Origin of the sequence: Priestia sp. YIM B13552, from assembly GCF_042787775.1 — a bacterium.
GTDB classification, from domain to species: Bacteria; Bacillota; Bacilli; order Bacillales; family Bacillaceae_H; genus Priestia; species Priestia megaterium_E.
In genome coordinates, this window is record NZ_JBHZOU010000004.1 from 220567 (window position 1) to 246547 (window position 25981).

25 protein-coding genes are annotated in these 25981 nt (G+C 39.8%); 24 read left to right on the forward strand and 1 reads right to left on the reverse strand.

All coding sequences use genetic code 11. The features are described from left to right. Positions 1 to 22 precede the first annotated feature (22 nt). Entirely contained in the window at positions 23 to 1594 is a 1572-nt protein-coding gene (pruA, locus tag ACFX40_RS18145) for an L-glutamate gamma-semialdehyde dehydrogenase (protein WP_098332563.1), read from the forward strand. Between the two features lie 66 nt (positions 1595 to 1660). On the opposite strand, the gene ACFX40_RS18150 is transcribed toward pruA, so the two are convergent. Further along, positions 1661 to 3322 carry a sigma-54 interaction domain-containing protein gene (locus ACFX40_RS18150; RefSeq protein ID WP_028409657.1) on the reverse strand — a complete coding sequence of 554 codons (1662 nt, stop codon included), beginning with the start codon at positions 3320 to 3322 and terminating at the stop codon, positions 1661 to 1663. A 335-nt stretch (positions 3323 to 3657) separates the two neighbouring features. Between ACFX40_RS18150 and uvrB the strand changes: the two genes are divergently transcribed. The 23 genes from uvrB to ACFX40_RS18265 all read left to right on the forward strand — a co-directional run bounded on the left by uvrB (position 3658) and on the right by ACFX40_RS18265 (position 25980). After that, positions 3658 to 5637 carry an excinuclease ABC subunit UvrB gene (uvrB, locus tag ACFX40_RS18155; protein ID WP_013059732.1) on the forward strand — a complete coding sequence of 660 codons (1980 nt, stop codon included), beginning with the start codon at positions 3658 to 3660 and terminating at the stop codon, positions 5635 to 5637. Positions 5638 to 5643: 6 nt separating this feature from the next. Beyond that, the gene (gene uvrA / locus ACFX40_RS18160; RefSeq protein ID WP_060745844.1) at positions 5644 to 8520 is read left to right on the forward strand and encodes an excinuclease ABC subunit UvrA; all 2877 of its coding nucleotides are present in this window, start codon (positions 5644 to 5646) and stop codon (positions 8518 to 8520) included. An 87-nt stretch (positions 8521 to 8607) separates the two neighbouring features. Beyond that, complete coding sequence (locus ACFX40_RS18165) at positions 8608 to 8919, forward strand: hypothetical protein (protein ID WP_013059730.1); 312 nt, start codon at positions 8608 to 8610, stop codon at positions 8917 to 8919. A gap of 38 nt (positions 8920 to 8957) precedes the next feature. Next, positions 8958 to 10049 carry a DUF4097 family beta strand repeat-containing protein gene (locus ACFX40_RS18170; protein ID WP_028409655.1) on the forward strand — a complete coding sequence of 364 codons (1092 nt, stop codon included), beginning with the start codon at positions 8958 to 8960 and terminating at the stop codon, positions 10047 to 10049. A 42-nt stretch (positions 10050 to 10091) separates the two neighbouring features. Next, on the forward strand, positions 10092 to 10286 hold the full coding sequence (locus ACFX40_RS18175; RefSeq protein ID WP_013059728.1) for a PspC domain-containing protein: 195 nt from the start codon (positions 10092 to 10094) through the stop codon (positions 10284 to 10286). Positions 10287 to 10288: 2 nt separating this feature from the next. Beyond that, entirely contained in the window at positions 10289 to 10654 is a 366-nt protein-coding gene (locus ACFX40_RS18180; RefSeq protein WP_013059727.1) for a phage holin family protein, read from the forward strand. Between the two features lie 191 nt (positions 10655 to 10845). Next, positions 10846 to 11781, forward strand: coding sequence for an HPr(Ser) kinase/phosphatase (hprK, locus tag ACFX40_RS18185; protein WP_013085404.1), 936 nt, complete (start codon positions 10846 to 10848; stop codon positions 11779 to 11781). A 16-nt stretch (positions 11782 to 11797) separates the two neighbouring features. Beyond that, on the forward strand, positions 11798 to 12631 hold the full coding sequence (gene lgt, locus ACFX40_RS18190) for a prolipoprotein diacylglyceryl transferase (RefSeq protein ID WP_028409654.1): 834 nt from the start codon (positions 11798 to 11800) through the stop codon (positions 12629 to 12631). Between the two features lie 60 nt (positions 12632 to 12691). Further along, the gene (gene ppaX / locus ACFX40_RS18195; protein ID WP_377255812.1) at positions 12692 to 13339 is read left to right on the forward strand and encodes a pyrophosphatase PpaX; all 648 of its coding nucleotides are present in this window, start codon (positions 12692 to 12694) and stop codon (positions 13337 to 13339) included. Next, positions 13336 to 13863 carry an acyltransferase gene (locus ACFX40_RS18200; RefSeq protein ID WP_028409652.1) on the forward strand — a complete coding sequence of 176 codons (528 nt, stop codon included), beginning with the start codon at positions 13336 to 13338 and terminating at the stop codon, positions 13861 to 13863. Before ppaX ends, ACFX40_RS18200 begins: the two co-directional genes overlap by 4 nt. A gap of 183 nt (positions 13864 to 14046) precedes the next feature. Beyond that, a complete protein-coding gene (locus ACFX40_RS18205) occupies positions 14047 to 15228 on the forward strand; it encodes an ATP phosphoribosyltransferase regulatory subunit (RefSeq protein ID WP_028409651.1) in 1182 nt (393 codons plus the stop codon). Beyond that, entirely contained in the window at positions 15228 to 15860 is a 633-nt protein-coding gene (gene hisG, locus ACFX40_RS18210) for an ATP phosphoribosyltransferase (RefSeq protein ID WP_013059721.1), read from the forward strand. Before ACFX40_RS18205 ends, hisG begins: the two co-directional genes overlap by 1 nt. A 15-nt stretch (positions 15861 to 15875) precedes the next feature. Then, on the forward strand, positions 15876 to 17144 hold the full coding sequence (hisD, locus tag ACFX40_RS18215) for a histidinol dehydrogenase (RefSeq protein ID WP_060745840.1): 1269 nt from the start codon (positions 15876 to 15878) through the stop codon (positions 17142 to 17144). Between the two features lie 75 nt (positions 17145 to 17219). Next, positions 17220 to 17804 (forward strand): imidazoleglycerol-phosphate dehydratase HisB, encoded by a 585-nt coding sequence (gene hisB, locus ACFX40_RS18220; protein ID WP_025752581.1) that lies wholly within the window; start codon positions 17220 to 17222, stop codon positions 17802 to 17804. Next, positions 17805 to 18452, forward strand: a complete 648-nt coding sequence (gene hisH, locus ACFX40_RS18225; protein ID WP_028409649.1) for an imidazole glycerol phosphate synthase subunit HisH — start codon at positions 17805 to 17807, stop codon at positions 18450 to 18452. Further along, positions 18439 to 19173: a 1-(5-phosphoribosyl)-5-[(5-phosphoribosylamino)methylideneamino]imidazole-4-carboxamide isomerase gene (hisA, locus tag ACFX40_RS18230; RefSeq protein WP_025752584.1), complete on the forward strand. Its 735-nt coding sequence runs from the start codon at positions 18439 to 18441 to the stop codon at positions 19171 to 19173. The genes hisH and hisA overlap by 14 nt, the downstream gene beginning before the upstream one ends. Beyond that, complete coding sequence (gene hisF, locus ACFX40_RS18235; protein ID WP_025752585.1) at positions 19173 to 19931, forward strand: imidazole glycerol phosphate synthase subunit HisF; 759 nt, start codon at positions 19173 to 19175, stop codon at positions 19929 to 19931. Before hisA ends, hisF begins: the two co-directional genes overlap by 1 nt. Next, positions 19928 to 20551: a bifunctional phosphoribosyl-AMP cyclohydrolase/phosphoribosyl-ATP diphosphatase HisIE gene (hisIE, locus tag ACFX40_RS18240; protein ID WP_013059715.1), complete on the forward strand. Its 624-nt coding sequence runs from the start codon at positions 19928 to 19930 to the stop codon at positions 20549 to 20551. The genes hisF and hisIE overlap by 4 nt, the downstream gene beginning before the upstream one ends. Positions 20552 to 20732: 181 nt before the next feature. Then, positions 20733 to 22235, forward strand: a complete 1503-nt coding sequence (locus ACFX40_RS18245; protein WP_050688922.1) for a tetratricopeptide repeat protein — start codon at positions 20733 to 20735, stop codon at positions 22233 to 22235. Positions 22236 to 22346: 111 nt separating this feature from the next. Next, a complete protein-coding gene (trxB, locus tag ACFX40_RS18250; RefSeq protein ID WP_025752588.1) occupies positions 22347 to 23300 on the forward strand; it encodes a thioredoxin-disulfide reductase in 954 nt (317 codons plus the stop codon). A 303-nt stretch (positions 23301 to 23603) separates the two neighbouring features. Beyond that, entirely contained in the window at positions 23604 to 24062 is a 459-nt protein-coding gene (locus tag ACFX40_RS18255; protein ID WP_013059712.1) for an 8-oxo-dGTP diphosphatase, read from the forward strand. Between the two features lie 41 nt (positions 24063 to 24103). After that, positions 24104 to 24997, forward strand: a complete 894-nt coding sequence (gene rapZ, locus ACFX40_RS18260) for an RNase adapter RapZ (RefSeq protein ID WP_013059711.1) — start codon at positions 24104 to 24106, stop codon at positions 24995 to 24997. Then, positions 24994 to 25980 carry a gluconeogenesis factor YvcK family protein gene (locus ACFX40_RS18265; RefSeq protein WP_013085391.1) on the forward strand — a complete coding sequence of 329 codons (987 nt, stop codon included), beginning with the start codon at positions 24994 to 24996 and terminating at the stop codon, positions 25978 to 25980. The genes rapZ and ACFX40_RS18265 overlap by 4 nt, the downstream gene beginning before the upstream one ends. Position 25981: the final 1 nt, after the last annotated feature.

Sequence of the window (25981 nt, forward strand, 5' to 3'; positions counted from 1 at the left end):
TAATTAAAGGGGACTGGTTGAAATGACAGTAAGTACAAAAATCTCAGTTTTTAAAAATGAACCGTTTACTGATTTTTCGTTAGAAGAGAATAAACAAGCGATGCAAGCGGCGTTAATGAAAGTGAAAAAAGAACTGGGACAAACATATCCTCTCACGATTGGAAAGGATAAAATCTCAACAGAAGAAGTGATTGTCTCTACGAACCCGGGAAAAGTAGATGAAGTGATTGGCAGAGTAAGCCGTGGCACTAAAGCTTATGCTGAGCAGGCAATGCAAGAAGCATCAGCAGCATTTCAATCATGGAAGAATGTCTCGCCTGCTGAACGTGCTGATTATTTATTCAAAGCAGCAGATCTGATGAGAAAAAGAAAGTATGAATTTTCTGCCATGCTCGTTTATGAAGTGGGGAAAAACTGGGCAGAAGCTGATGCGGATACCGCGGAAGCTATTGACTTTATGGAATTTTATGCGCGAGAAATGATTCGTTTAAGTGAAACGAATGAGCATCGGCCTTTAACGCCGGTAGAAGGTGAAACAACAGAGATGACGTATATTCCTTTAGGCGTAGGAGTAGTCATTTCACCTTTTAATTTTCCCCTTGCCATCATGGCTGGAACGACTGTAGCTGGAATTGTATCTGGAAATGCAGTTATTTTAAAGCCAGCTGATTCTGCACCGGTTATTGCTGCGAAATTTGTTCAGTTGATGGAGGAAGTCGGTCTTCCGTCTGGTGTTCTGAATTTTATCCCTGGAGATGGCATAGAAGTTGGAGAATATTTAGTCGAACATCCTCAAACTCGTTTTATTTCTTTTACGGGATCAAGAGAAGTAGGATGTCGCATTTATGAACGTGCTTCAAAAGTACAGTCTGGACAAATTTGGCTGAAACGCGTCATAGCTGAAATGGGAGGAAAAGATGGCGTTGTAGTAGATGAAACGGCAGACTTAGACGCGGCAGCGCAAGCGATCGTAGCATCTGCGTTTGGATTTCAAGGCCAAAAGTGTTCCGCTGGCTCTCGAGCGATTATTGTAGAATCTGTTTATGAAGAGGTTGCCCAAAAGGTAGCCGCATTAACAAAAGAATTAACCGTCGGACTGCCTGAAGACAACCCTTCTATGGGACCTGTTATTGATCAAAAAGCGTATGAAAAAGTATTAGCCTACATTGAAATTGGCAAAGAAGAAGGAAAGCTTATTGCCGGGGGAGCTAAAGCTCCCGGAAATGGCTACTATATAGAACCTACAGTATTCAAAGATGTGGATTCAAAAGCACGAATTATGCAAGAAGAGATTTTTGGACCGGTCCTTGCGTTGACAAAAGCAGCTAACTGGGAAGAAGCCATTGAGATTTACAATGAAACTGATTACGGTTTGACGGGAGCCTTTTTCTCTGAAAGCGAAGAGAGAATTCAAAGGGCGTTAGCTACCATGCACTGCGGTAACTTATATATTAACAAAAAATGTACAGGAGCATTAGTTGGCGTTCATCCTTTTGGCGGTTTTAATATGTCCGGAACGGACTCGAAAGCCGGAGGGTATGATTATCTTCTATTATTTACACAAGGGAAGATGACAGCGAGAAAACAGAAATAAGTTCAGTCTATAGGAAATCAAAAAATTCGACACGAAGCATCTTTAGCTTCGTGTCGAATTTTTTGATTAGTTTAGTCCGTATTCTTTGATTTTGTTGTAAAGGGTGCCGCGTGAAATGCCAAGCAGATCTGCTGCTGCACTTTTGTTTCCATAGGTTTTTTGAAGAGTCTCTTCTATTAGCCTAGCTTCTTGAAGAGAATCTTCTTCTTTTTGAACTTCTGTGAAAGAACTTGCATCCTTCAGATTGTCAGGAAGGTGCGTAAGGGTAATCAACGACTGATCACTTAGAAAAATCATTCGTTCAATCGTATTTCTCAGCTCGCGAATATTGCCTGGCCAATCGTATTGCATAAAGGCTTCGAGAACTTCAGAGCTAATGAAAGGAGCCTTCTTTTTATACTTCTTGCTGAATTCCTGTACAAATTGCTGTGTTAATGCTTCGATGTCTTCTTTATGGTCTCGAAGCGGCGGAATAATAATGTTGATGACGGTCAGTAAATAGTAAAGATTTTCATGGAATTCACCGGCTTTTAGCAACTCTTCCAAAGGCGTCGTGGTAGAGGCTACAATTCGGGTTTGAACTTGAATTTCTTCCGTGCCTCCAACGTGATAAAAGGATCGTTCTTCCAAGTAACGGAGAAACTTAACTTGAATTTCAAGAGGCATTTTATCAATTTCTTCAATAAATAACGTCCCGTTGTGAGCCTGCTCCAGTTTTCCCGCAATGGTAGTTGGATCTTCTGAAAAGACATCTTTTTGATGACCAAAGAGCTCAATTTCCAAGAGTCCCGATGGAATAGTGGCGCAATTTAAAGATAAAAAAGGTTCTTTATGTTTGGATCCACCGTAGTGGATAGCCTGAGCCAGCATTTCTTTCCCAGAACCAGGTTCTCCCGTTAATAAAATAGGCATATCTGTAGATGCCACTTTTTTGGCAATGTCAACGGCTTGCTTAATTTCAGGACTGATACCCGCGAAAGAAGAAAATGGATTATCTTTTGGGATGAGAAGAGACACATCAATTTCTTCATTTAATCTTACAATATTGGTAATGTCATGTTCAGTTGCGACTCCACCTATGACTCGATTGTTTCTTATAATAGGAGATGCATTGATGAGCACGTGAGTTTGTTCATTAGGACGATGATACGTTCCGCGTACAGGGCGCCCTTCATTTAGAATCGTATGTAGAATGATGGATTCATCTTTGAAATGCTCTCCGATTTTTCTACCCATAATATCATCTCTCTGAATCTTATACGTATGTTCCGCAGCAGTATTCCACAAGATTACATTTCCTTCATTATCGACGGCTGTCACTGCATCATTAATGGTTTCTGCCAATGTATCAAAATAGGAAGCTAATATCTCATTTTGGCTATGCAAATGTGTAATCCACTGTGAAGGTGTTACAAGTCCTATTGTGGTTTCTTGGTTTTCTGCTTGAATGAGGACTGGTCTGTTCCAGTTTGTGTTGGCTTGTAAATTGGCTAACGTAGAAGTAGAAGATGAAGGCCAATTTGTATCCGCTATTACTTTTTTTATGGACGATGCCTCGTCATGACCTGTTAACAGGTATCGTTCATCTTTTTGTATTACATAAAAGGTACTTGCTGTGACTATAACGAAGTCATAGTTTGAAAGTTCAGATTTCACTTTAGCTAAAGAAGTTGATTCTTCAACTGTTATAAAGGAGTTATTTATAAGAACTTGATCAACGCTTGCCATACTAAACCCCTCTCAGTACATATTTTTTATACTGTATCATAATTTAGAAATTGGCGCAAAAGCCTATCTCTTTCAAACAATTATGCAGCTTACTTTCTTTTATTGCTTTCATCTAAAGAGTTGTATTCCCTTCGAAAAGGGTAGTATAAGAATTTAGTGGGTAATAAAGTAACAGGGTAAAAAATAAAAACAAACAAACACTATATAAGATTAATACTCATTAGTTTCATTTATGATTATAAAGTGATAAAATACGAATATCAGTTCGTGTTTTCGGTTTTTACATATCGTAATAAAAATAGATAAAACAAGAAAATGGAAACGGAGGCCTTCATTTGAAAGATCAGTTTGAATTAGTATCCCCATATCAACCGCAAGGTGATCAGCCAAAGGCAATTGAAAAGATCGTGAAAGGAATTAAAGAAGGTAAGCAGCATCAAGTTTTGCTAGGTGCTACAGGAACGGGAAAAACCTTCACCATGTCTAATGTTATTAAGGAAATAAATAAGCCGACACTAATTATGGCTCATAACAAAACGCTTGCTGGTCAATTGTACAGTGAGTTTAAAGAGTTTTTTCCTAATAATGCAGTTGAATACTTTGTCAGTTACTACGATTACTATCAGCCTGAAGCCTATGTACCTCAAACAGATACATTTATTGAAAAAGATGCAAGCATTAATGATGAAATTGATAAACTTCGTCACTCGGCAACTTCTTCTCTCTTTGAACGAAAAGATGTCATTATTATTGCCAGCGTGTCCTGTATTTATGGTTTAGGTTCTCCGGAAGAATACAAAGAAATGGTCGTATCTCTTCGAGTAGGAATGGAAAAAGAGCGTAATCAGCTGCTTCGTACGCTAGTGGATGTACAGTACGAAAGAAATGATATTGACTTTAAGCGCGGAACGTTTCGCGTTCGCGGTGATGTTGTGGAGATTTTTCCTGTATCTCGAGATGAACACTGTATTCGCGTTGAGTTTTTCGGCGATGAAATTGACCGCATTCGAGAAGTTGACGCTCTAACAGGAGAAATTATTGGAGATCGTGAACATGTAGCTATCTTCCCGGCATCTCACTTTGTCACGAGAGAAGAAAAAATGCGTGTTGCCATTCAAAATATTGAAAAAGAACTAGAAGAACAGCTAGAGAAGCTAAAAGAAGCAGGAAAGCTTTTAGAAGCGCAGCGCTTGGAGCAGCGCACGCGCTACGACCTAGAAATGATGAGAGAAATGGGCTTTTGTTCGGGAATCGAGAACTACTCTCGTCATTTAACGCTTCGTCCCGCTGGTTCTACACCTTATACACTGCTGGACTTCTTCCCGGAAGATTTCCTTCTTGTTGTGGATGAATCACACGTTACGATTCCTCAAGTTAGAGGAATGTACAATGGAGACCAAGCGCGTAAACAAGTGTTAGTAGACCATGGTTTCCGCTTGCCGTCCGCATTAGATAACCGCCCGCTTAAATTTGATGAATTTGAACAGCATATTAACCAAATTGTTCATGTTTCTGCAACACCAGGTCCTTACGAACTTGAGAAGGCACCTGATGTAATTGAACAAATTATCCGTCCAACGGGATTATTGGATCCAAATATCGAAGTTCGACCAATTGAAGGACAGATTGATGATTTAATTGGAGAAATTCACGACCGAATTAAGCGAAATGAACGAGTGCTCGTTACGACGTTAACAAAGAAAATGTCTGAGGATTTAACGAACTACTTAAAAGAAATTGGCATTAAAGTTCAATATCTTCACTCTGAGGTGAAGACGCTCGAGCGTATTGAAATTATCCGAGAGCTGCGGCTTGGAAAATATGATGTGCTCGTAGGAATTAACTTACTTCGTGAAGGTTTAGATATTCCGGAAGTTTCGTTAGTAACCATATTAGATGCGGATAAAGAAGGATTCTTGCGTTCAGAACGATCGCTTATTCAAACCATCGGACGTGCTGCGCGAAATGCTAATGGACATGTCATTATGTATGCAGATCGCATCACAAACTCCATGGATATTGCTATCAATGAGACCAAGCGTCGTAGAAGTATTCAAGAAGCTTACAATGAAGAGCATGGTATTACACCGACAACGATTCAAAAAGAAGTTCGAGGCTCAATTCGTGCAACAGTAGTAGCAGAAGATACAGAAACGTATGAAGAAGCACCGGCATTTGATAAGCTCAACAAAAAAGAAAAAGCAAAGCTCGTAGAAGAAATGGAACAAGAAATGAAAGAAGCAGCCAAAGCGCTTAACTTTGAACGCGCAGCTGAGCTTCGTGACTTGATTCTAGAATTAAAAGCGGAAGGGTGATAAAACATGGCGATGGAAAAAATCGTGGTAAAAGGTGCACGAGCCCACAATTTGAAAAATATCGATATTGAAATCCCGCGAGACAAATTAGTGGTATTAACAGGGTTATCAGGTTCTGGTAAATCTTCTTTGGCTTTCGATACAATCTATGCAGAAGGACAAAGACGTTATGTCGAGTCGCTTTCGGCATATGCAAGACAGTTTTTAGGTCAAATGGATAAGCCCGATGTAGATTCAATCGAAGGATTGTCGCCTGCTATTTCAATCGATCAAAAAACAACGAGCCGAAACCCTCGTTCAACCGTCGGAACTGTGACCGAAATCTATGACTATTTGCGCCTTTTGTTTGCTCGTGTAGGAAAGCCGATTTGTCCTAATCATGGAATTGAAATTACATCTCAAACGATTGAGCAAATGGTAGATAGAATTTTAGAGTACCCTGAACGCACAAAACTTCAAGTACTGGCACCTGTGGTATCTGGACGAAAAGGTACCCACGTAAAAGTGTTAGAAGATATTAAAAAGGAAGGGTACGTTCGCATTCGAGTAGACGGAGAAATGCGTGAAATAACAGAAGAAATTGAACTGGAAAAAAACAAAAAGCATTCCATTGAAGTAGTGATTGATCGCGTTGTTGTAAAAGAAGGTGTAGCCGCTCGTTTGTCGGACTCTTTGGAATCAGCTCTTCGCCTTGGAGAAGGGAAAGTAATTATTGATGTGATAGGTGAAGAAGAACTGCTTTTTAGTGAGCATCATGCTTGTCCAAAATGTGGTTTCTCCATTGGAGAACTTGAGCCCCGCATGTTTTCATTTAATAGTCCGTACGGGGCGTGTCCAACGTGTGACGGGTTAGGAACGAAATTGGAAGTGGATAAAGATTTAGTTATTCCTAACTATGACTTAACGCTTCGTCAGCACGCAATTGCACCTTGGGAGCCAACAAGTTCTCAATACTATCCGCAGCTGCTTGAAGCCGTATGTACACATTACGGCATCGATATGGACGTGCCGGTGCGAGATATCCCGGAACATTTATTTGATAAAGTATTATATGGCAGCGGTAAAGAAAAAATTTACTTTCGCTATGAAAATGATTTTGGCCAAGTAAGAGAAAATCATATCGAATTTGAAGGCGTGCTTCGGAACGTAGAGCGCCGTTATCATGAAACAAGTTCAGATTATATCCGTGAGCAAATGGAAAAGTACATGGCTCAGCAAGCTTGTCCAAAATGTAAAGGAAATCGTTTAAAACGCGAAAGCTTAGCGGTGCTTATTGACGAAAAGCATATAGGAGATACAACCCGCTTCTCAGTAAAAGAAGCATATGATTTTTTTGAAAGTCTCAGCCTATCTGAAAAAGACATGAAGATTGCAGATATGATACTGCGTGAAATTCGTGAGCGTCTAAGCTTTCTCATTAACGTGGGGCTTGATTACTTAACATTAAACCGTTCTGCTGGAACACTCTCAGGAGGAGAAGCACAGCGGATCCGTTTAGCTACTCAAATTGGTTCTCGTTTGACGGGGGTTCTTTATATTTTAGATGAACCTTCTATCGGTCTTCATCAGCGTGACAATGATCGCTTAATTCGCACGATGCAAGATATGCGCGATATTGGAAATACGTTGATTGTTGTAGAACATGACGAAGATACGATGATGGCAGCTGATTATTTAATTGATATCGGACCAGGAGCCGGCGTACACGGGGGGGCTGTTGTTTCTCAAGGCACGCCTCAGGAAGTGATGGAAGATGAAAACTCTTTAACGGGTCAATATCTATCAGGAGAGAAGTTTATTCCTCTTCCAGCGGAAAGACGGTCAATAGATAAAGATCGGATGATTGAAATTATAGGAGCAAAAGAGAACAATTTAAAAAACGTAAAAGCAAAGCTTCCGTTAGGTATGTTCACGGCTGTTACAGGTGTATCTGGATCAGGTAAGAGTACGCTCGTAAATGATATCCTTCATAAATCATTGGCGCAAAAGCTGCATAAAGCAAAAAGCAAAGCAGGAGAACATAAAGAAATCAAAGGTATTGAACACTTAGATAAAGTCATTGATATTGATCAGTCTCCCATAGGCCGTACGCCTCGTTCGAACCCTGCAACGTATACAGGTGTATTCGATGACATTCGAGATGTATTTGCCCAAACAAACGAAGCAAAGGTGCGCGGATATAAAAAAGGCCGTTTTAGCTTTAACGTGAAAGGCGGCCGCTGTGAAGCTTGTCGAGGAGACGGTATTATCAAAATTGAAATGCATTTCTTGCCAGATGTATACGTCCCTTGTGAAGTCTGCCACGGCAAACGATATAACCGTGAAACTTTAGAAGTGAAATACAAAGATCAAAACATTTCAGATGTGTTGGATATGACAGTTGAAGATGCGCTTCACTTCTTTGAAAACATTCCAAAGATTAAGCGGAAGCTGCAGACAATTTACGATGTAGGACTTGGCTATATCACGCTTGGACAGCCGGCTACTACTTTATCCGGTGGAGAGGCACAGCGTGTAAAGTTAGCTTCAGAGCTTCACCGCCGCTCAACAGGAAGAACGCTGTACATTTTAGACGAACCGACTACCGGTCTTCATGTCGATGATATTGCACGATTATTAAAAGTGCTCCAGCGTTTAGTTGAAAATGGAGATACGGTTCTAGTGATCGAACATAATTTAGACGTTATCAAAGCTGCTGATTACCTTCTTGATTTAGGGCCTGAAGGTGGAGATAAAGGCGGACAAATTGTGGCTACGGGTACGCCAGAAGAAGTGGCAAAAGTAAAAGAATCCTATACGGGTCATTATTTGAAGCCAATTTTAGAACGTGACCGTAAGCGTATGGAGAAAAAAGTTGAAAAAGCAGAGGCATTAACTCGTTAAAAGACACCAGCATTGGTGTCTTTTTTATAAAGAATGAAACTTTTTAACTCATTAAAACGTAATACATGATATAAGGAGCTGATTATTATGGAAGGAAATCGCATACTATCTTCCTTAAATTATTTTAGCGTTTTCTTTGCACCATTTTTATTACCTATTATTATTTATTTTGTTGTTCATAACATAGAAGTAAAGAAACATGCAAAAACTGCATTTTTGTCACATTTATTACCTATCGCTACAGCGATCTTGTTCTTATTTTTCTTGCTTCCTGCTCTTACTGGCTCTAGTGGAACGGTATTTATTCTTTTAATTGTAGCTTTAGTTGTTGTTTCTTTAGTTAATGTTGTTGTGTTTGTATGGAATATTGTAAAAGGGATACAAATATTAAGCAGATAAAAGTTAAATGACTAAAACGTAAAGAGGAGATGGAACGTATGAGTGAAAAGCGCAAACAAATTTTACAGATGGTAGAAGAAGGGAAACTTAGCGTAGATGAGGCTTTAACTTTGCTAAATTCACTGGAAAAAGACTCAGCTAATGATTCTTCCTATGCTACGCCTGATAAAGCTGAGCTATCCCCTTATGTAGGAGGAAAACAGAAAAAAACGTACGCTTCTAAGTCATCTCAAAGCTCTTTAAAGGAAAAATTATTTACATTTGTAGATCAAACAGTAAAAAAAGTAAAAGAAGGAGATTTAGATTTTAACTTTGGTCCTTCGATTGACGTTCAGCACATCTTTCAACAATCAGAAGCATATATTCAAGAGATTGACGTAGATTTAGCAAATGGAAGCGTTCAACTCCGACCTTGGGGAAGTACAGAAGTACGAATAGAGTGTGAAGCTGCTATCTACAAAGTAGAGAATTCGGATGAAGCGCGCCGCACTTTCTTGCAGCATACGGCATTTTCCATCGAAAATGGCAAATTGCGCTTTGCAATTCAGCAAAAGCAAATGAAGGTGAAAGCGATTATTTATATTCCAGAAATGGAATACGAACGCGTCAAGCTCCGTATGTTTAATGGTTCAATCGATGGGGAAAGACTAAGCGTACGAGACCTGAAAGCCAAAACAGCTAATGGTACCATCCGCTTTTACGATGTGAACAGCCATTCTCTTGAAATGGAGACATCAAACGGGCATATGGAACTTTCTCGAATACTCGCTTCGAAATGTGAGCTTGAAACAATCAATGGAACGGTTAAATTTGATGGAGATACAAAAAAGATTGATGTTCAGACATTTAACGGAGATATTGATACGTATTTAAAAGGAGAGCGCATTGAAAAAGCATTTTTCAAAACGACTACAGGAAGCATTACGCTCTATACGCCGCCTCACCTCTCCGTTGATGGAGATTTGAAATCTAACTTTGGGAATTTTACGTGTACACTTCCTGAGATGGAAATAGTAGATGAGAAAAAAGAAACGGTGATAAAACAACTTCGTTTCAAAGCAAATGTCGCTTCGCCGAAAGGCTATAAATTGTTAGCTGAATCCAAAACGGGCTCAATTGTTATAAAATAGAAAACGCTTGTTTTAGTAAAAAAAACAAAGGAGATGATTAACGTGCGAAAGTTGTATCGTTCGCGAACAAATCGCAAGCTTGCGGGTGTTATCGGCGGTATTTCTCAGTATATCGGAATAGATGCTTCACTACTCCGCGTATTGTTTATCATCAGTTTATTTTTTACAGTAGGTACTCCGGTCATTTTATATATGATTTTTGTGTTTTTAGTTCCAAATGAAGAAGGAGATTTCTAAAGATGTTATTGCGTGGAATCATTAGTATTTTAATCAATGCCCTCGTATTAATCGTAATTGCAGGTTATATCGACACTTTCCACTTGGAATCAGTCAGTGCAGCTATTATCGCCAGCTTGATTCTATCTATTTTGAACGTGTTTGTTAAGCCAATTTTAATTTTACTTACCCTGCCGGTGACATTTCTTACGCTTGGGCTGTTTTTATTCGTCATTAATGCCATTACGCTGATGATTACACAAAGTGTTATGGGAGATTCTTTTAATATTGACGGGTTTGGTACAGCACTTTTAGCCTCAGTAATTATGTCGCTTTTAAATGCGCTTATTCAACGAGTGATTGTTGAACCGCTTCAAAATAGAAGATAACTTTCTTGCAATATTTAATTTTCTAAAAAAGATGGTAAGGCGATGCAGCCTATGCCATCTTTTTTTTCTTTTCTTTCTGTATTAATGATAAAATAAAATGGCTAGTAGAACCAAACGCGACATAAAAGCGAGAGTTGGATATACTGTAGACATGAACAGATATATGACTGTTCATAAAAGGAGGATGCACGGTGGTTAAAGTACGTACAAAAGACATCATTGAGAAATTTAAATTAGAGCTTATTAGCGGAGAAGAAGGAATCGACCGCCCTATTTCAACAAGTGATATTTCACGTCCAGGTATTGAAATGGCAGGTTATTTTACATATTACCCAGCAGAACGTATCCAGCTGTTAGGTAAAACAGAACTATCATTTTTTAAACAATTAGATGATGAACAAAAAAAAGTTCGAATGGAAAAGATGTGTACAGATATCACGCCGGCTATCATTGTTTCGCGCGAAATGGATGTACCGAAAGAACTTATCGAAGCTTCAGAGCGTGAATCAGTTCCTGTGCTGCGTTCAAGCTTTAAAACAACGCGACTTTCCAGCCATTTAACGAATTTTCTTGAAAGCCGGCTAGCACCTACTACTGCCATGCACGGCGTATTAGTTGATATATACGGAATTGGTGTATTAATCATGGGGAAAAGCGGCGTTGGTAAAAGTGAAACAGCTCTAGAGCTTGTTAAGAGGGGACATCGTCTAGTAGCCGATGACTGTGTGGAAATCCGTCAAGAAGATCAAGACACGCTTGTAGGAAATGCGCCTGGTTTAATCGAGCATTTGCTTGAAATTCGAGGACTAGGGATCATCAATGTGATGACGCTATTCGGCGCAGGAGCTGTACGAAGCTATAAGCGAATTTCACTTGTTATTCAGTTAGAGACATGGGATCAGCAGAAACATTATGATCGCCTTGGTTTAGAAGAAGATAAAATGAAAATTATTGATACGGACGTTACAAAAATTACATTGCCAGTACGTCCGGGACGAAACTTAGCTGTTATCATTGAAGTGGCGGCAATGAACTTCCGCTTAAAGCGTATGGGTATTAACGCAGCAGAACAATTTTCCGCACGTCTAACAGATGTAATTGAAGAAGGAGATCGTGAAGATTTATAAGAAAGGGTGTTAACTTGTGGAAGCAACTATTCAGCCGTTAGATCGCGTGTTCCTTGAAATTGGCCCTCTAACGGTCTACTGGTACGGCGTAATTATCGGTGTAGGTGTTCTATTAGGTCTTTATATTGCGACAAGAGAAAGCGTAAGAAGAGGCTTATCAAAAGATACATTTGTTGATCTCATCTTATTTGCTGTGCCAATAGCTATTATTTGTGCACGAATTTATTATGTATCCTTTGAATGGGGATACTATTCAAAGCATTTAAATGAAATACCTCAGATTTGGCAAGGTGGGATTGCCATTCATGGTGGCTTAATCGGAGGCGTATTAACTGCCATTGTATATTCGAAAGTAAAAAAGATTTCATTTTGGAAGTTGGCTGATATTGCTGCGCCTAGTTTAATCCTTGGCCAAGCCATTGGGCGCTGGGGCAACTTTATGAATCAAGAGGCACACGGGGGGCCGGTTACCCGTGCTTTTTTAGAAGGGTTGCACCTTCCAAATTTTATTATTAACCAAATGTATATTAACGGTACATATTACCATCCTACGTTTTTATACGAATCATTATGGGATTTTGCAGGATTTATCCTGTTGATGGTACTTCGCCGCACCAGTCTGCGAAAAGGAGAAATTTTCTTATCTTATTTAATCTGGTACTCAGTTGGCCGCTTCTTTGTAGAAGGGCTTCGCACGGATAGTTTAATGCTGACGCATACACTCAGAATCGCTCAAGTTGTTTCACTTGTACTGATTGTAATAGCCATTATTTTAATTATTGTCCGCCGCGTGACGGGAATGAGTAAACAGAAATACTTAGAGAATGAAGAAGCACAATCTAAGGCGTAAATGAAGAAAAGCTACAAGACTTATACAAACTTGATTTGACGCAAGGGAAGGAAATGAATAATGACGATTAATACGGTTTTGTTTGATTTAGACGGTACGTTAATTGATACCAATGAATTAATTATTGCCTCGTTTACTCATACGCTTAATCACTATTATCCTGAACAATATACTTGCGAAGATATTTTACAGTTTATGGGACCTCCTTTATACGACACGTTTGTAGAAATGGATAAAACGAAAGTAAACGAAATGATTGAGATGTATCGCACGCATAATCTAGCTAATCATGATTTGCTTGTTAAAGAATTTGAAGGCGTACTTGAAACAGTTAAATGGCTGCACGAGCAGAATTATAAATTAGGTATTGTCACAACAAAGCAAAGAAATACGGTCATGATGGGGCTTAAGTTAACAAAGTTAGACCAGTTCTTTGATACGATTGTCGCAATTGAAGACGTCACAAATGCAAAGCCGCATCCTGAGCCAGTAGAAAAAGCGCTGAAGCTGCTTAATGCTAAACCTGAAGAAGCGCTGATGGTGGGAGATAACCATCACGACATCGTTTCTGGCCAAAGAGCTTATACGAAAACAGCTGGAGTTGCTTGGAGTGCAAAAGGAAGAGATCATATCGCTTCTTATAATCCTGATATTATTTTAGAGAATATGACGGATTTAATTGATATATTAAAAGGAGAACGTCAGTGAGAAAAACGACGCGCTATCCGGTTAAAGGAGCTAATTCCCTTTGGCATGTCTATAAGACCGTGCCTTTTTGGAAAGTAGTGCGCAACTTCCTAATCATTCAATGCGCTCGCTATACGCCTTTTCTTTCGATGAAAAACTGGCTGTATAAAACGTGCTTAGGGATGAAAGTAGGACCTCAAACATCCTTTGCCCTTATGGTAATGCTCGATATTATGTTTCCTGAAAAAATACAAGTAGGACGCAATACGGTTATCGGATACAATACAACTATTCTCGCTCATGAATATCTGATAACGGAATATCGTCTTGGAGATGTCATCATTGGGGATGAAGTGATGATTGGAGCAAATAGCACCATCCTTCCAGGTGTAACAATCGGCAATGAAGCGGTTGTAGCGGCTGGAACGGTGGTTCATAAAGATGTAGCACCCGGTTTCTTTGTTGGAGGTAACCCTATGCGTGTCATCTATACAAAAGAAGAAATGGAAAAGCGCAGGGAAGCAGAACCTAAAGCCACAACTTAGCAAGAACTAAGCTGTGGCTTTTTTTGTAAATTTGAACAGCTGGCGGTTGACGGCTGACTTTATCGGGTGTAAACTATCAATAACTTTAATTTGTTATTTCGCTAATACATTAGCGTGATAAAGTAAAAACAACCTATCAATGGTTCCTTAATAGATAAAATCAAGCCTAAAGGACGTGTCGGAATGTCAAAGTTATTTATGTTTGAAAAACCCCTTGGAATGAGAGATACCCTGCCAGCTCTTTTTGAAAGAAAAAAACAAGTTCGCAATCAGCTGGCAGATGAAATCAGCAGCTGGGGCTATCAATATATGGCAACGCCTACTGTGGAATATTACGAGACGGTAGGAAGCGCATCAGCTATTTTAGATCAACAATTGTTTAAACTTTTAGATAAAGAAGGGCATACGCTTGTGCTGCGACCGGATGTAACAACGCCATTTGCACGTGTGGCCGCTTCAAAACTTTTAAATAATTCTCCTTTGCGCTTAGCTTATGAAGCAAATGTATTCCGAGCTCAGCAGCGTGAGGGCGGCCGCCCGGCGGAGTTTGAGCAAATAGGCGTGGAGCTAATTGGAGATGCTACGATGAGCAGCGATGCTGAAGTGATTGCTCTCATGATCGGCGCATTAAAAAGAGCGGGACTTAAATCATTTAAAGTGGCAATTGGCCACATCGGGTTTGTTAATTCACTTTTTTTAGAAATTGTCGGAAATGAAGAACGTGCTAACGTGCTTCGCCGCTTTTTATATGAGAAAAATTACGTGGGCTATCGTAATCATGTAAAAGATTTGAATCTATCTTCTATTGATAAACAGCGTCTCCTTCAGCTGCTTAACCTGCGCGGAGATGAAAAGAAGATTGAAGAAGCGGTTGAACTAGTTGAAAACGAAGGTGGCAAAAAAGCAGCCGGTGATTTGAAAAAGCTATGGAACATGCTTGATGCATACGGTGTAACGGATGAAATTAAAATTGATTTTAACTTAGTCAGTCATATGAGCTATTACACAGGTATTTTATTTGAAGTCTTTGCTGAAAACGTTGGTTTCCATATCGGTAATGGAGGACGTTATGACCAGCTTCTTGAAAAATTCGCGTCTAAAACACCAGCTACAGGATTTGGAATTCAGCTCGACCGCTTAATTGAAGCGCTGGGCGAAGAAGTATATGAGCCTTCAGCAGTATACGGCATATTATATAGCCAGGAGCGTTTAGATGAGGCATTAGCTTTAGCTGCTGAACAGCGCAAGCAAGGATACCGGGTAGTGACTCAGGAAATTGCAGGCGTTGATGATGTTGATGTATTTACTGCACAGTTTGAAGAAGTCACGTTTCTAATTGGAAAACGAGGCAAGGGGGGACAATAATGAGTGAACTATTAACAATTGCAATGCCAAAAGGACGTATTTTTGAAGAAGCAGCTGAACTTTTGCGTCAAGCAGACTTTCAATTGCCGCCAGAATTTGACGATTCGCGCAAGCTGATTGTAGACATTCCTGAAGAGAACATGCGCTTTATTTTAGCAAAACCAATGGACGTTACTACTTATGTAGAATACGGAGTAGCAGATCTTGGTATTGCAGGTAAAGACGTAATGTTAGAAGAAGAAAGAGATGTCTATGAGCTGTTGGATTTAAATATTAGTAAATGTCATCTGGCCGTTGCCGGTTTGCCTAATGCTAAAAAATCAGAAATTGCTCAAAAAGTGGCAACCAAATATCCAAATGTAGCATCTACTTATTTCAGGGAGCAAGGAGAGCAAGTAGAAATTATTAAATTGAATGGTTCCATTGAATTAGCGCCTTTAATCGGCCTGGCTGATCGGATCGTTGATATTGTATCAACAGGACAAACACTAAAAGAGAACGGACTTGTTGAATTAGAGCACATTGAAGATATTACATCGCGTTTGATTGTGAACCCTGTGAGCTATCGTTTAAAAGACGAACGAATTGATGATTTAGTGAATCGTTTAGCCCAAGTGGTTCAACCTGTATAAAAGAGGTGACATACATTGAAAATTACACGTGTAACAGAACAAGTGAGCTTAAAACGTACGATTGATCAAGGGACGAGTGCTCAAAGAGAAATTGTCGTAAATATTTTAAAGCAGGTGCAAGAGCAAAAAGACGAAGCTTTAAAAAGATATACAGCCAAATTTGACGGCGTTGAGCTTTCTTCTTTACTTGTGACGGAACAAGAAAAGAAGCGTGCTTATGAGCTGGTTGATGTAGACATGCTGTCAATCATTCGTGAAGCGGCTGACAACATTCGTGATTACCACGAAAGAATGGTCGAGCAGTCTTGGATGACAACAAAAGAAGACGGCACCATTTTAGGGCAGAAAGTAACGCCTTTAGATGCAGTAGGTGTTTATGTACCGGGAGGCCTTGCGGCGTATCCTTCTTCCGTTTTAATGAATGTCATTCCTGCTCAAGTGGCAGGGGTAAAACGTATTGTGATGGTTTCACCTCCAGGAAAAGACGGCGCGCTGCCTGCTGGAGTAGTGGTAGCAGCGAATGAGCTTGGGGTCGAAGAGATTTATAAAGTAGGTGGAGCTCAAGCGATAGGAGCACTTGCCTATGGAACAGAAACAATTAAACCCGTCGATAAAATTGTAGGTCCTGGTAATATCTTTGTTGCATTAGCGAAAAGAGAAGTATATGGATTAGTAGACATTGACTCAATTGCTGGACCTAGTGAAATTGTCGTACTAGCAGACGAAACGGCTAAGCCGAACGAAGTGGCAGCTGATTTATTATCTCAAGCAGAACATGACAAATTAGCTTCAAGCATTTTAGTAACGCCTTCTATGAAATTAGCCGAAGCTGTTAAAGAAGAAGTGGAAAGACAAGTGGAATCTCTACCTCGGAAAGAAATTGCAAAACCTTCTATTGATAACCATGGTGCTATTTATGTGACAGGGTCATTAGAAGAAGCTGTTGAAGCTGTTAATCAATTAGCTCCTGAACATTTAGAAATTATGACTGAAAGTCCGCTTGAACTTTTAGGTTCCATTCGTCATGCCGGTGCTATTTTTTTAGGAAGATACAGCTCAGAACCTGTTGGCGATTATTTCGCGGGACCAAACCATGTTCTTCCAACCAATGGGACAGCAAAATTCTCAAGTCCTTTATCAGTTGATTCATTTGTGAAGAAGTCTAGTATCATTTCATACAGCCAACAAGCCCTGCAGAAAAATGTCTCGAAGATCGCAGCGTTTGCTCGTTTAGAAGGGCTAGAAGCTCATGCAAGGGCGGTTGAAGAACGCTTTAAAAAATAAGGTGGAGATTAAAAGAAAAGAGTAGAAATGTTCTTTTCTTTATCTATTACATGCACAGTTGAAAGGAGTTTCACAATGAGAGAGTCAAGTATTAAACGTACAACAAACGAAACGGATATTGCATTAGCGATTGGAATCGATGGAGAAGGAAAAGCGAGCATTGATACAGGCGTTCCTTTTTTAAATCATATGCTCGATTTATTTACAAAGCACGGACAGTTTAACCTTGATGTAAAAGCAGATGGGGACACGGAGATTGATGATCACCATACAACGGAAGATATCGGTATTTGCCTTGGTCAAACGTTCAAAGAAGCGCTCGGTGATAAAAAAGGAATTAAACGCTATGGAAATGCTTTTGTACCAATGGATGATGCGTTGGCTCAAGTGGTAGTAGATTTAAGCAATCGTCCTCATTTTGAATTTAAAGGTGACATTCCCGCGTCGCGCGTCGGTACATTTGATACAGAGCTTGTGTATGAATTTTTATGGAAATTTGCATTAGAATCTCGCATGAATGTACATGTAATTGTACACTACGGCAAAAATACACACCACATTATTGAAGCGGTGTTTAAGGCTTTAGCACGTGCTTTGGACGAAGCGACAACGATTGATCCGCGTGTCAAAGGTGTGCCTTCGACGAAAGGGATGTTGTAAATGATTGGAATTATCGACTATGGGATGGGCAACTTATACAGCGTAAGTAAAGCTCTTGAACGATTAAACTATGATTATATTATCTCGGCAGATCCTGCTGAGCTAAGAAAGGCAAAAGGGCTGATTCTTCCTGGAGTTGGAGCATTCAAAGATGCGATGGAACAGCTGAATCAAACAAAGCTGACGGACTTTATTAAAGAAGAAGTAGCAAAAGGAATGCCTTTGCTTGGAATTTGTTTAGGTATGCAGCTTTTATTTGAAGAAAGCGATGAAAACGGCGTAACAAAAGGGCTGGAACTGTTAAAAGGGAGAGTCGAGCGTATTCCCGGCATTACTGCTGAAGGACAGACATATAAAGTTCCGCACATGGGCTGGAACTCTTTAAATTTTCATCAGCCGTCTGCTCTGCTTGATGGAATCAGTGAAGGTCACGTGTACTTTGTTCACTCTTATTACGTAAAAACAAATGACCAAGACGTGCTTTTAGCAACAAGTCCTTATGATGTTGAAGTTCCAGCAGTTGTTGGAAAAGAACACGTATTTGGCACTCAATTCCACCCTGAAAAAAGCAGTGCAATCGGAATGCAAATGCTGCAAAATTATGCAAACTTCGTAGAGAAAAGGAGCCCATCGTATGAGCAAATTTGAAATATATCCAGCCATTGATATGCGCGGAGGAAAGTGCGTCCGTTTGCTTCAAGGAGATTACACAAAAGAAACGGTGTACGGAGATTCTCCGGTAGATATGGCCACACAATTCGCAAGTGAAGGCGCTCAGTGGATTCACATGGTTGATTTAGACGGCGCAAAAGCGGCCAAGCGCGTAAATGATGAATTTGTGCTAGGCGTGAAAAAGAAATTAAATGTACGTGTGCAAATTGGAGGAGGCATTCGCTCAGAAGCTGATGTTGCTTACTATTTAGAAAACGGAATTGACCGCGTTATTTTAGGAAGTGCAGCTATTTCTAATCCTGAATTTGTGAAAAAAATGCTGAAGGAATATGGTGCACGTATTGCTATTGGTATTGATGCACGTGACGGCTATGTTGCGACGGAAGGCTGGGTGGAAACATCTACAATCAAAGCGACAGAACTAGGAAAAGAATTGGCTAATGCTGGTGCGGAAACATTTATTTTCACGGATATTTCTACTGATGGCATGCTGTCTGGTCCTAATGTGGAAGGAATTGTTGAAATGGCTAAGGCTACTGGAAAAGGTGTGATTGCATCAGGGGGAGTTAGTAAACTTGCTGATCTAGATGCACTAAAGAAGTATGAAGCTGACGGCGTTATTGGTGCGATTGTAGGGAAAGCACTTTATACAAATAAGTTTACAGTAGCTGAAGCACTTCAAGAGGTGAAAGCGTAATGATTACAAAACGAATCATTCCTTGTTTAGATGTAAAGGACGGCCGTGTGGTAAAAGGAGTTCAGTTTGTGGAACTTCGAGATGCAGGAGATCCTGTAGAGTTGGCGAAGTTTTACGATGAAGAAGGCGCAGACGAATTAGTCTTTTTGGATATTTCTGCTTCTCATGAAGGACGCAAAACGATGGTACATGTTGTAGAAGAAGTAGCATCTCAGCTAGCGATTCCTTTTACGGTGGGCGGAGGAATTAATGCATTAGAAGATATGAAGAGAATGCTTCGTGCTGGTGCAGACAAAGTGTCATTAAATACAGCGGCCGTACTCAATCCAGCACTCATTACAGAAGGGTCTGACTTTTTTGGAGCTCAGTGTATTGTGGTAGCCATCGATGCTAAGTACGATGAAAGTTTACAATCATGGCGAGTCTATACACACGGAGGCCGCAACGCAACGGACTGGGAAGTAATCGACTGGGCAAGAGAAGCAGTGAAGCGCGGTGCGGGTGAGATCTTGTTAACGAGTATGGATAAAGACGGCGAAAAGTCAGGGTTTGATTTAGCATTAACCAAAGCAGTTAGCCAAGCAGTGAGCGTTCCTGTTATTGCTTCTGGCGGAGCAGGAAATGGTCAAGATTTTGTCGATGCGTTTGAAAAAGGAGAAGCTGACGCGGCTTTGGCGGCTTCGATCTTTCACTATAAAGAAACATCTGTAAAAGAAATTAAAAGCTATGCAAAACAACAAGGAGTGAGCATTCGATGACGATTGAAAACATTAAATTCAACAGTGATGGACTTGTACCGGCTATTGTACAAGATGCTGTGAGCAAAGAAGTTTTAACATTGGCTTATATGAACGAAGAATCACTTCAAAAATCAATTGATACACGTGAAACATGGTTTTACAGCCGTTCTCGACAAGAGTTGTGGCACAAGGGCGCAACCTCGGGAAACACACAAAAGATTGTAAGCATGGCATATGACTGTGATGCTGATTCTCTGGTTGTAAAGGTGGAGCCTCAAGGTCCTGCTTGTCATACGGGGGCTTACAGCTGTTTTAATGAAACAATTCTTGGTGAAAATAAACAAAATGATAATCGGTTTGCTATTATTAATGAGCTAGAAGAAGTAATCGCTAAGCGTGAAGCTGAAATGCCAGAAGGAGCTTATACGACGTACTTGTTTGATAAAGGCGTAGATAAAATCCTCAAAAAAGTAGGAGAAGAAGCTGGTGAAGTCATTATTGCAGCAAAAAATCGTGACCATGATGAGCTGAAGTGGGAAGTTGCAGATTTATTGTACCACGTACTTGTTTTACTTCGTGAGCAAAAGCTGCCTTTAGACGATGTCCTATCAGTATTAAAAGAGCGTCACTCTAGCTAATAGCTACATAGTGAAAAGAGAGAAGGAGTTGTCTCATTTTAGATAAAAGAGGCAAAACCTTCTCTTATTTGCGTCAAGAAACGACTGCTTGCAGGCTCCTTTTTTGAATAGAGGTATTAAACTTCTTGGCAAATGTGATATACTACGAACGTCGAAATTATCAACTTATTTGGAGGGCTTAATGGAAAAACACTCAAAAGTAATTCAAAAAATGGCACAAGTAATTCCATTTTCGCAAACGGGTGACTTCTATTTCGAAAAAGCGCTGCAGGCGTTTGAAGAAGAGGAGTCGGATAAAGCGCTCAAGTATTTAACGCGTGCAAACAAAGAAAATGCCCGTAATCCACAGCTTCTTACAAATGTTGGAGTAGCTTTAACGGAGCGGGGAGATTATCAAGATGCCAACGAGCTTTTTCTCCATGTGATTCATCATATGGACGATACATTAGGAAGCTGTTACTACTATATAGCTAACAGCTATGCGCATCTTGGACTGTTTGAAGAATCAAAAAAATACGCGATGTATTACATTGAGCATTTTCCAAATGGTGACCTCTTTCGATCGGCTACAGATCTGTTAGATTTACTATCAATTGATGTGGATGAAGAAGATGAAGAGCCTAAAAATCAGCTAGGCGACATGCTGATTATAAAACAAGAACAAGCAAAAAGACTGCTTGAAGCAACGAATTTTGAAGAAGCAGTGGATTTGTTAACTGAAATAATTGATGAGTATCCAGAATTCTGGTCTGCATATAATAATTTAGCGTTAGCTTATTTTTATTTAAATAAAATTGATGAGGCAATGGATTTGCTGAATGAAGTATTGGAGAAAAACCCTGGAAATCTTCATGCGTTATGCAATCAGCTGATTTTCTATTATTATTGCCATAAGCATAAAGAAGTTGAGGAGCTTACAGACGGGCTTAGCCGCGTTTATCCAATGTCATTTGAACACCGCTATAAGCTTGGAGCAACATTTGCATTGATTGGTCAATACAAACTATCATACAGATGGTTAAAAAAGCTTTATACACAAGGATTTCAAGGAGACAACTCATTTCATTATTGGCTCTCATATGCTTCTTACTATACCGGGCGTGAAGCGTTCGCTAAAGAAATGTGGAAGCTGGCATTGGAAGACGTTCCTGATAAAGAAGGAGAGGAGCCTTGGCGCATCAGTCAAAAAGCTGCGAAGGTTTTTCAATCGAAAGTGGATATTACAGCGAAAAAGAAATGTGCAACAAAAAATGTTCATGATCAGCTTTACAGCCTGTATATGGCGAAGAAGCTTCCTGAACAACAGCGTCTGCTTCTTTTAGAAGAAATCAAGTCGTCCATACATATGAGTACACTTTTAGATGAAGTATATACGTATGTATGGCAGGATAAACACCATGTGATTTTTGAGGTGGCAGATGTTATTGAACTGGAGATGGAATCGCAGACTGAAAGTGATATCCAGGATCTTTTAAGCTTTTGGTTTTATGTATATGTACAGGTATATAAACAATCCTATGATTTTCAGCATGTGAACGTAAATGCATGGGCCGCAGCCGTCACATATATATGGGCGAAAGAACAAAACCAGTCTATTACTCAAGCCGATGCGGCAAAACAATATTCCATTTCCGCTGCAACAGTGAGAAAGTACAGTAAAATTGTGAATACGTTATTAAATTGAGCAAAAAAATAGACGATAATAGGAAGAACATATTAGGATAGTGGTAACGAAATAATTATCCATAAATTTGGAATCAACTACGAAGGAATTTCCTAAAAGGAGTGTAAAGCGATGACAGAAGAAAAAATTTATGATGTCATTATTATTGGGGCAGGCCCAGCAGGTATGACTGCTGCTGTATATACATCTCGTGCAGATTTATCAACATTAATGATTGAACGCGGAATTCCAGGCGGTCAAATGGCTAATACGGAAGATGTAGAAAACTATCCAGGTTATGATCATATCCTTGGTCCTGACCTTTCTAACAAAATGTTTGAGCATGCAAAAAAATTCGGTGCGGAATATGCGTACGGTGATATTAAAGAAATCATCGACGGAGAAGAATACAAGACAGTTCGTGCAGGCAGCAAAGAATATAAAACACGTTCAGTAATCGTTGCTACTGGTGCTGAATATAAAAAATTAGGTGCGCCAGGAGAAAAAGAACTAGGCGGCCGCGGCGTATCTTATTGTGCTGTATGTGACGGTGCATTCTTTAAAGGTAAAGAGCTAGTCGTTGTAGGCGGTGGAGACTCTGCGGTTGAAGAAGGCGTATATTTAACACGCTTCGCAACAAAAGTAACAATTATTCACCGACGCGATGAGCTTCGTGCGCAAAAAATCCTACAGCAGCGTGCATTTGATAACGAAAAAGTTGATTTTATTTGGAATACAACGGTCAAAGAAGTAAAAGAAAAAGACGGTAAAGTAGGCAGCGTAACGTTAGTAGACACAAAAACAGGTGAAGAGCGCGAGTTTGGTGCGGACGGCGTATTCATTTATGTTGGAATGGTTCCACTAACAAAACCATTCGAAAGCCTAAACATCACGAATAAAGAAGGATATATTGAAACGAACGAGCAAATGGAAACAAAAGTACCAGGTGTGTTCGCAGCTGGAGACGTTCGTGAAAAGGCTCTTCGTCAAATTGTAACAGCTACAGGCGATGGCAGCATTGCTGCTCAAGCGGCTCAGCACTATGTAGAAGAGTTAAAAGAAAAGTTAAAAGCTATTCAGCAATAAGGCTGAAATCAATCTTTTACAAAACGTAATTCGGTTTTAACTGTTCTGTAACACCTGTGAAACATTGATGGGGTACTATATAGATAGTAATTGACCCCCTTTTATAAAATATATATATGTCGGGCATAGGACGTGTTCCTATGCCTCTTTTTTGTGACTATAACAGATTGAATTTACGTATATAACAGCAATGGATTATTTTCAGAAAATTTAGTAATAGTTAGTTCATCTCCGTTGTGAGAGAAGTTTGTTTCGTAGTATAATAAAAGAAAATGTCAGTATACATATGATGAGGTGGAAAACATGCAAAGGGTCACAAATTGTGTATTAATGAAAGATGATAAAGTATTGTTGCTTCAAAAGCCACGACGAAACTGGTGGGTGGCCCCGGGTGGGAAAATGGAGCAAGGAGAATCTGTAAAAGACTCTGTTGTAAGAGAATTTCGTGAAGAAACGGGAATTTATTTGAAAAATCCCACTGTAAAAGGTATCTTTACTTTTACGATGAAAGAAAACGATCAAATTTCATCTGAATGGATGATGTTTACTTTTTTTGCTACAGATTTTGATGGGACAAATGTGCTAGAATCAGAAGAAGGCAAACTCGGTTGGCATAATTTGAGTGAAGTAAGTGAATTGCCGATGGCACCGGGAGATCATCACATTATCGATTATGTAGCAAAAGGGTCGGGTGTTATTTATGGCAACTTTACGTATACAACAGATTTCGAGTTATTATCTTATCGAATTGATCCTTGTTAATGATAAATAGACATGTATGCATAGATTGAGGGGGATGGAAAATGAGTACTGGGTCTGTAAGCGATATTCAATTAGTGATTATTACTGGAATGTCAGGTGCAGGAAAAACAGTAGCAATTCAGAGTTTTGAAGATTTAGGGTTCTTTTGTGTAGATAATTTACCCCCTACATTGCTACCGAAATTTTTAGAACTCATGAAAGAGTCAGGGAATAAAATGAATAAAGTTGCTCTTGTTATGGACTTGCGAGGCAGAGAGTTTTTTGAAAGCTTGTTTGAAGCATTAGATAACATGAGTGAAACAACGTGGGTCACGCCACAAATTTTATTTTTAGATGCAAAAGATTCTGTATTGGTGACGCGCTATAAAGAAACGAGACGTTCACATCCGCTAGCTCCTTCGGGTTTACCTTTAGAAGGAATTGGTATGGAACGTGAGCTTCTTGAGGAGTTAAAGGGAAGAGCTCAGCTTATTTATGAGACGTCAGAGTTAAAACCAAGAGAGCTTAGAGAGAAAATTTTAACTCAGTTTTCGTCGCACGCTTCACAGGTTTTTACTGTTAATGTGATGTCGTTTGGTTTTAAATATGGTGTGCCTATTGACGCTGATTTAGTCTTTGATGTGCGCTTTTTGCCAAACCCTCACTACATTGACCATATGCGTCCTAAAACGGGGCTTGAAGAAGAGGTTTCTTCTTACGTATTAAAATGGACGGAAACTCAAAAGTTCATTGAAAAAGTAGTAGACTTACTTTCGTTTATGCTTCCACAGTACAAGCGAGAAGGTAAAAGCCAGCTGGTCATTGCTATAGGCTGCACAGGCGGACAGCATCGCTCCGTCACACTAGCTGAATATTTAGGTCACCATTTCCAGAATGAATACAAAACTCATATTTCTCATCGTGACATTGAGAGGAGAAAGGAAAATCATAGATGAGCAGTGAACAGCTTCCAAAAGTTGTCGTCATTGGGGGAGGAACGGGTTTACCAGTGCTGTTAAGAGGGTTGAAGGAATACCCTCTTGATCTTACAGCCATTGTAACCGTAGCAGACGACGGGGGAAGTTCTGGCCGATTGCGCGATGAACTTGAAATCCCTGCTCCTGGTGATATTCGAAATGTGCTAGTTGCTTTATCTGATGTAGAGCCACTAGTTGAAGAGCTTTTTCAGCATCGATTTGATACAGGAAATGAGCTTACAGGCCATTCTCTTGGCAATTTGTTGCTTGCAGCTATGACGTCTATTACTGGCGATTTTGTGCATGCTATACGAGAAATGAGCAAAGTACTAAACGTCAGAGGGAAAGTACTTCCAGCAGCTAATCAAAGTGTTGTGCTGCATGCGGAGATGCAAGATGGATCCATCGTAACAGGTGAATCTAAAATTCCAGAAGTTAATAAAAAAATTAATAAAGTATTTTTATCGCCCGCTGATGTGAAACCGCTTGTCGAGACAATAAAAGCGATTCGACGCGCTGATTTAATTGTGTTGGGGCCCGGAAGTCTTTATACAAGTATTTTGCCGAATTTACTGGTGCAGGATATTTGTAACGAGCTTTGTTCGACAAAAGCAAAGAAAGTGTACGTATGCAACGTGATGACGCAGCCGGGTGAGACATTAGGCTTTAAGGCAAGTGATCATATTAAAGCGCTTTACAATCATATGCCGTGTGCATTTTTAGATGCGATTATCGTCAATAATGCACCTATTCCAGCACCTTTGAAAAAGAAATATCAAGTAGAGCAGGCTCAGCCTGTAGAATATGATCGTGAAGTATTGCTAAAGTTAGGGTTAGAAGTGATTGAAGATCAAATTATTCAGTATGACGGCAGCGTAATTAGGCATGATACAAAAAAAGTAGCAAAGCTTGTGTATTCTATGCTGACATCGCTGCAAGGTAAAGCGAATACGGGTGTTTAAC

Excerpts from the sequence above, each read along its gene's own strand:
- pruA (WP_098332563.1), top strand. The coding sequence starts at position 23 with ATGACAGTAAGTACAAAAATCTCAGTTTTTAAAAATGAACCGTTTACT.
- ACFX40_RS18150 (WP_028409657.1), bottom strand. The coding sequence starts at position 3,322 with ATGGCAAGCGTTGATCAAGTTCTTATAAATAACTCCTTTATAACAGTT.
- uvrA (WP_060745844.1), top strand. The coding sequence starts at position 5,644 with ATGGCGATGGAAAAAATCGTGGTAAAAGGTGCACGAGCCCACAATTTG.
- ACFX40_RS18165 (WP_013059730.1), top strand. The coding sequence starts at position 8,608 with ATGGAAGGAAATCGCATACTATCTTCCTTAAATTATTTTAGCGTTTTC.
- ACFX40_RS18170 (WP_028409655.1), top strand. The coding sequence starts at position 8,958 with ATGAGTGAAAAGCGCAAACAAATTTTACAGATGGTAGAAGAAGGGAAA.
- ACFX40_RS18180 (WP_013059727.1), top strand. The coding sequence starts at position 10,289 with ATGTTATTGCGTGGAATCATTAGTATTTTAATCAATGCCCTCGTATTA.
- ppaX (WP_377255812.1), top strand. The coding sequence starts at position 12,692 with ATGACGATTAATACGGTTTTGTTTGATTTAGACGGTACGTTAATTGAT.
- ACFX40_RS18205 (WP_028409651.1), top strand. The coding sequence starts at position 14,047 with ATGTCAAAGTTATTTATGTTTGAAAAACCCCTTGGAATGAGAGATACC.
- hisG (WP_013059721.1), top strand. The coding sequence starts at position 15,228 with ATGAGTGAACTATTAACAATTGCAATGCCAAAAGGACGTATTTTTGAA.
- hisB (WP_025752581.1), top strand. The coding sequence starts at position 17,220 with ATGAGAGAGTCAAGTATTAAACGTACAACAAACGAAACGGATATTGCA.
- hisH (WP_028409649.1), top strand. The coding sequence starts at position 17,805 with ATGATTGGAATTATCGACTATGGGATGGGCAACTTATACAGCGTAAGT.
- hisA (WP_025752584.1), top strand. The coding sequence starts at position 18,439 with ATGAGCAAATTTGAAATATATCCAGCCATTGATATGCGCGGAGGAAAG.
- hisF (WP_025752585.1), top strand. The coding sequence starts at position 19,173 with ATGATTACAAAACGAATCATTCCTTGTTTAGATGTAAAGGACGGCCGT.
- hisIE (WP_013059715.1), top strand. The coding sequence starts at position 19,928 with ATGACGATTGAAAACATTAAATTCAACAGTGATGGACTTGTACCGGCT.
- ACFX40_RS18245 (WP_050688922.1), top strand. The coding sequence starts at position 20,733 with ATGGAAAAACACTCAAAAGTAATTCAAAAAATGGCACAAGTAATTCCA.
- trxB (WP_025752588.1), top strand. The coding sequence starts at position 22,347 with ATGACAGAAGAAAAAATTTATGATGTCATTATTATTGGGGCAGGCCCA.
- ACFX40_RS18255 (WP_013059712.1), top strand. The coding sequence starts at position 23,604 with ATGCAAAGGGTCACAAATTGTGTATTAATGAAAGATGATAAAGTATTG.
- rapZ (WP_013059711.1), top strand. The coding sequence starts at position 24,104 with ATGAGTACTGGGTCTGTAAGCGATATTCAATTAGTGATTATTACTGGA.
- ACFX40_RS18265 (WP_013085391.1), top strand. The coding sequence starts at position 24,994 with ATGAGCAGTGAACAGCTTCCAAAAGTTGTCGTCATTGGGGGAGGAACG.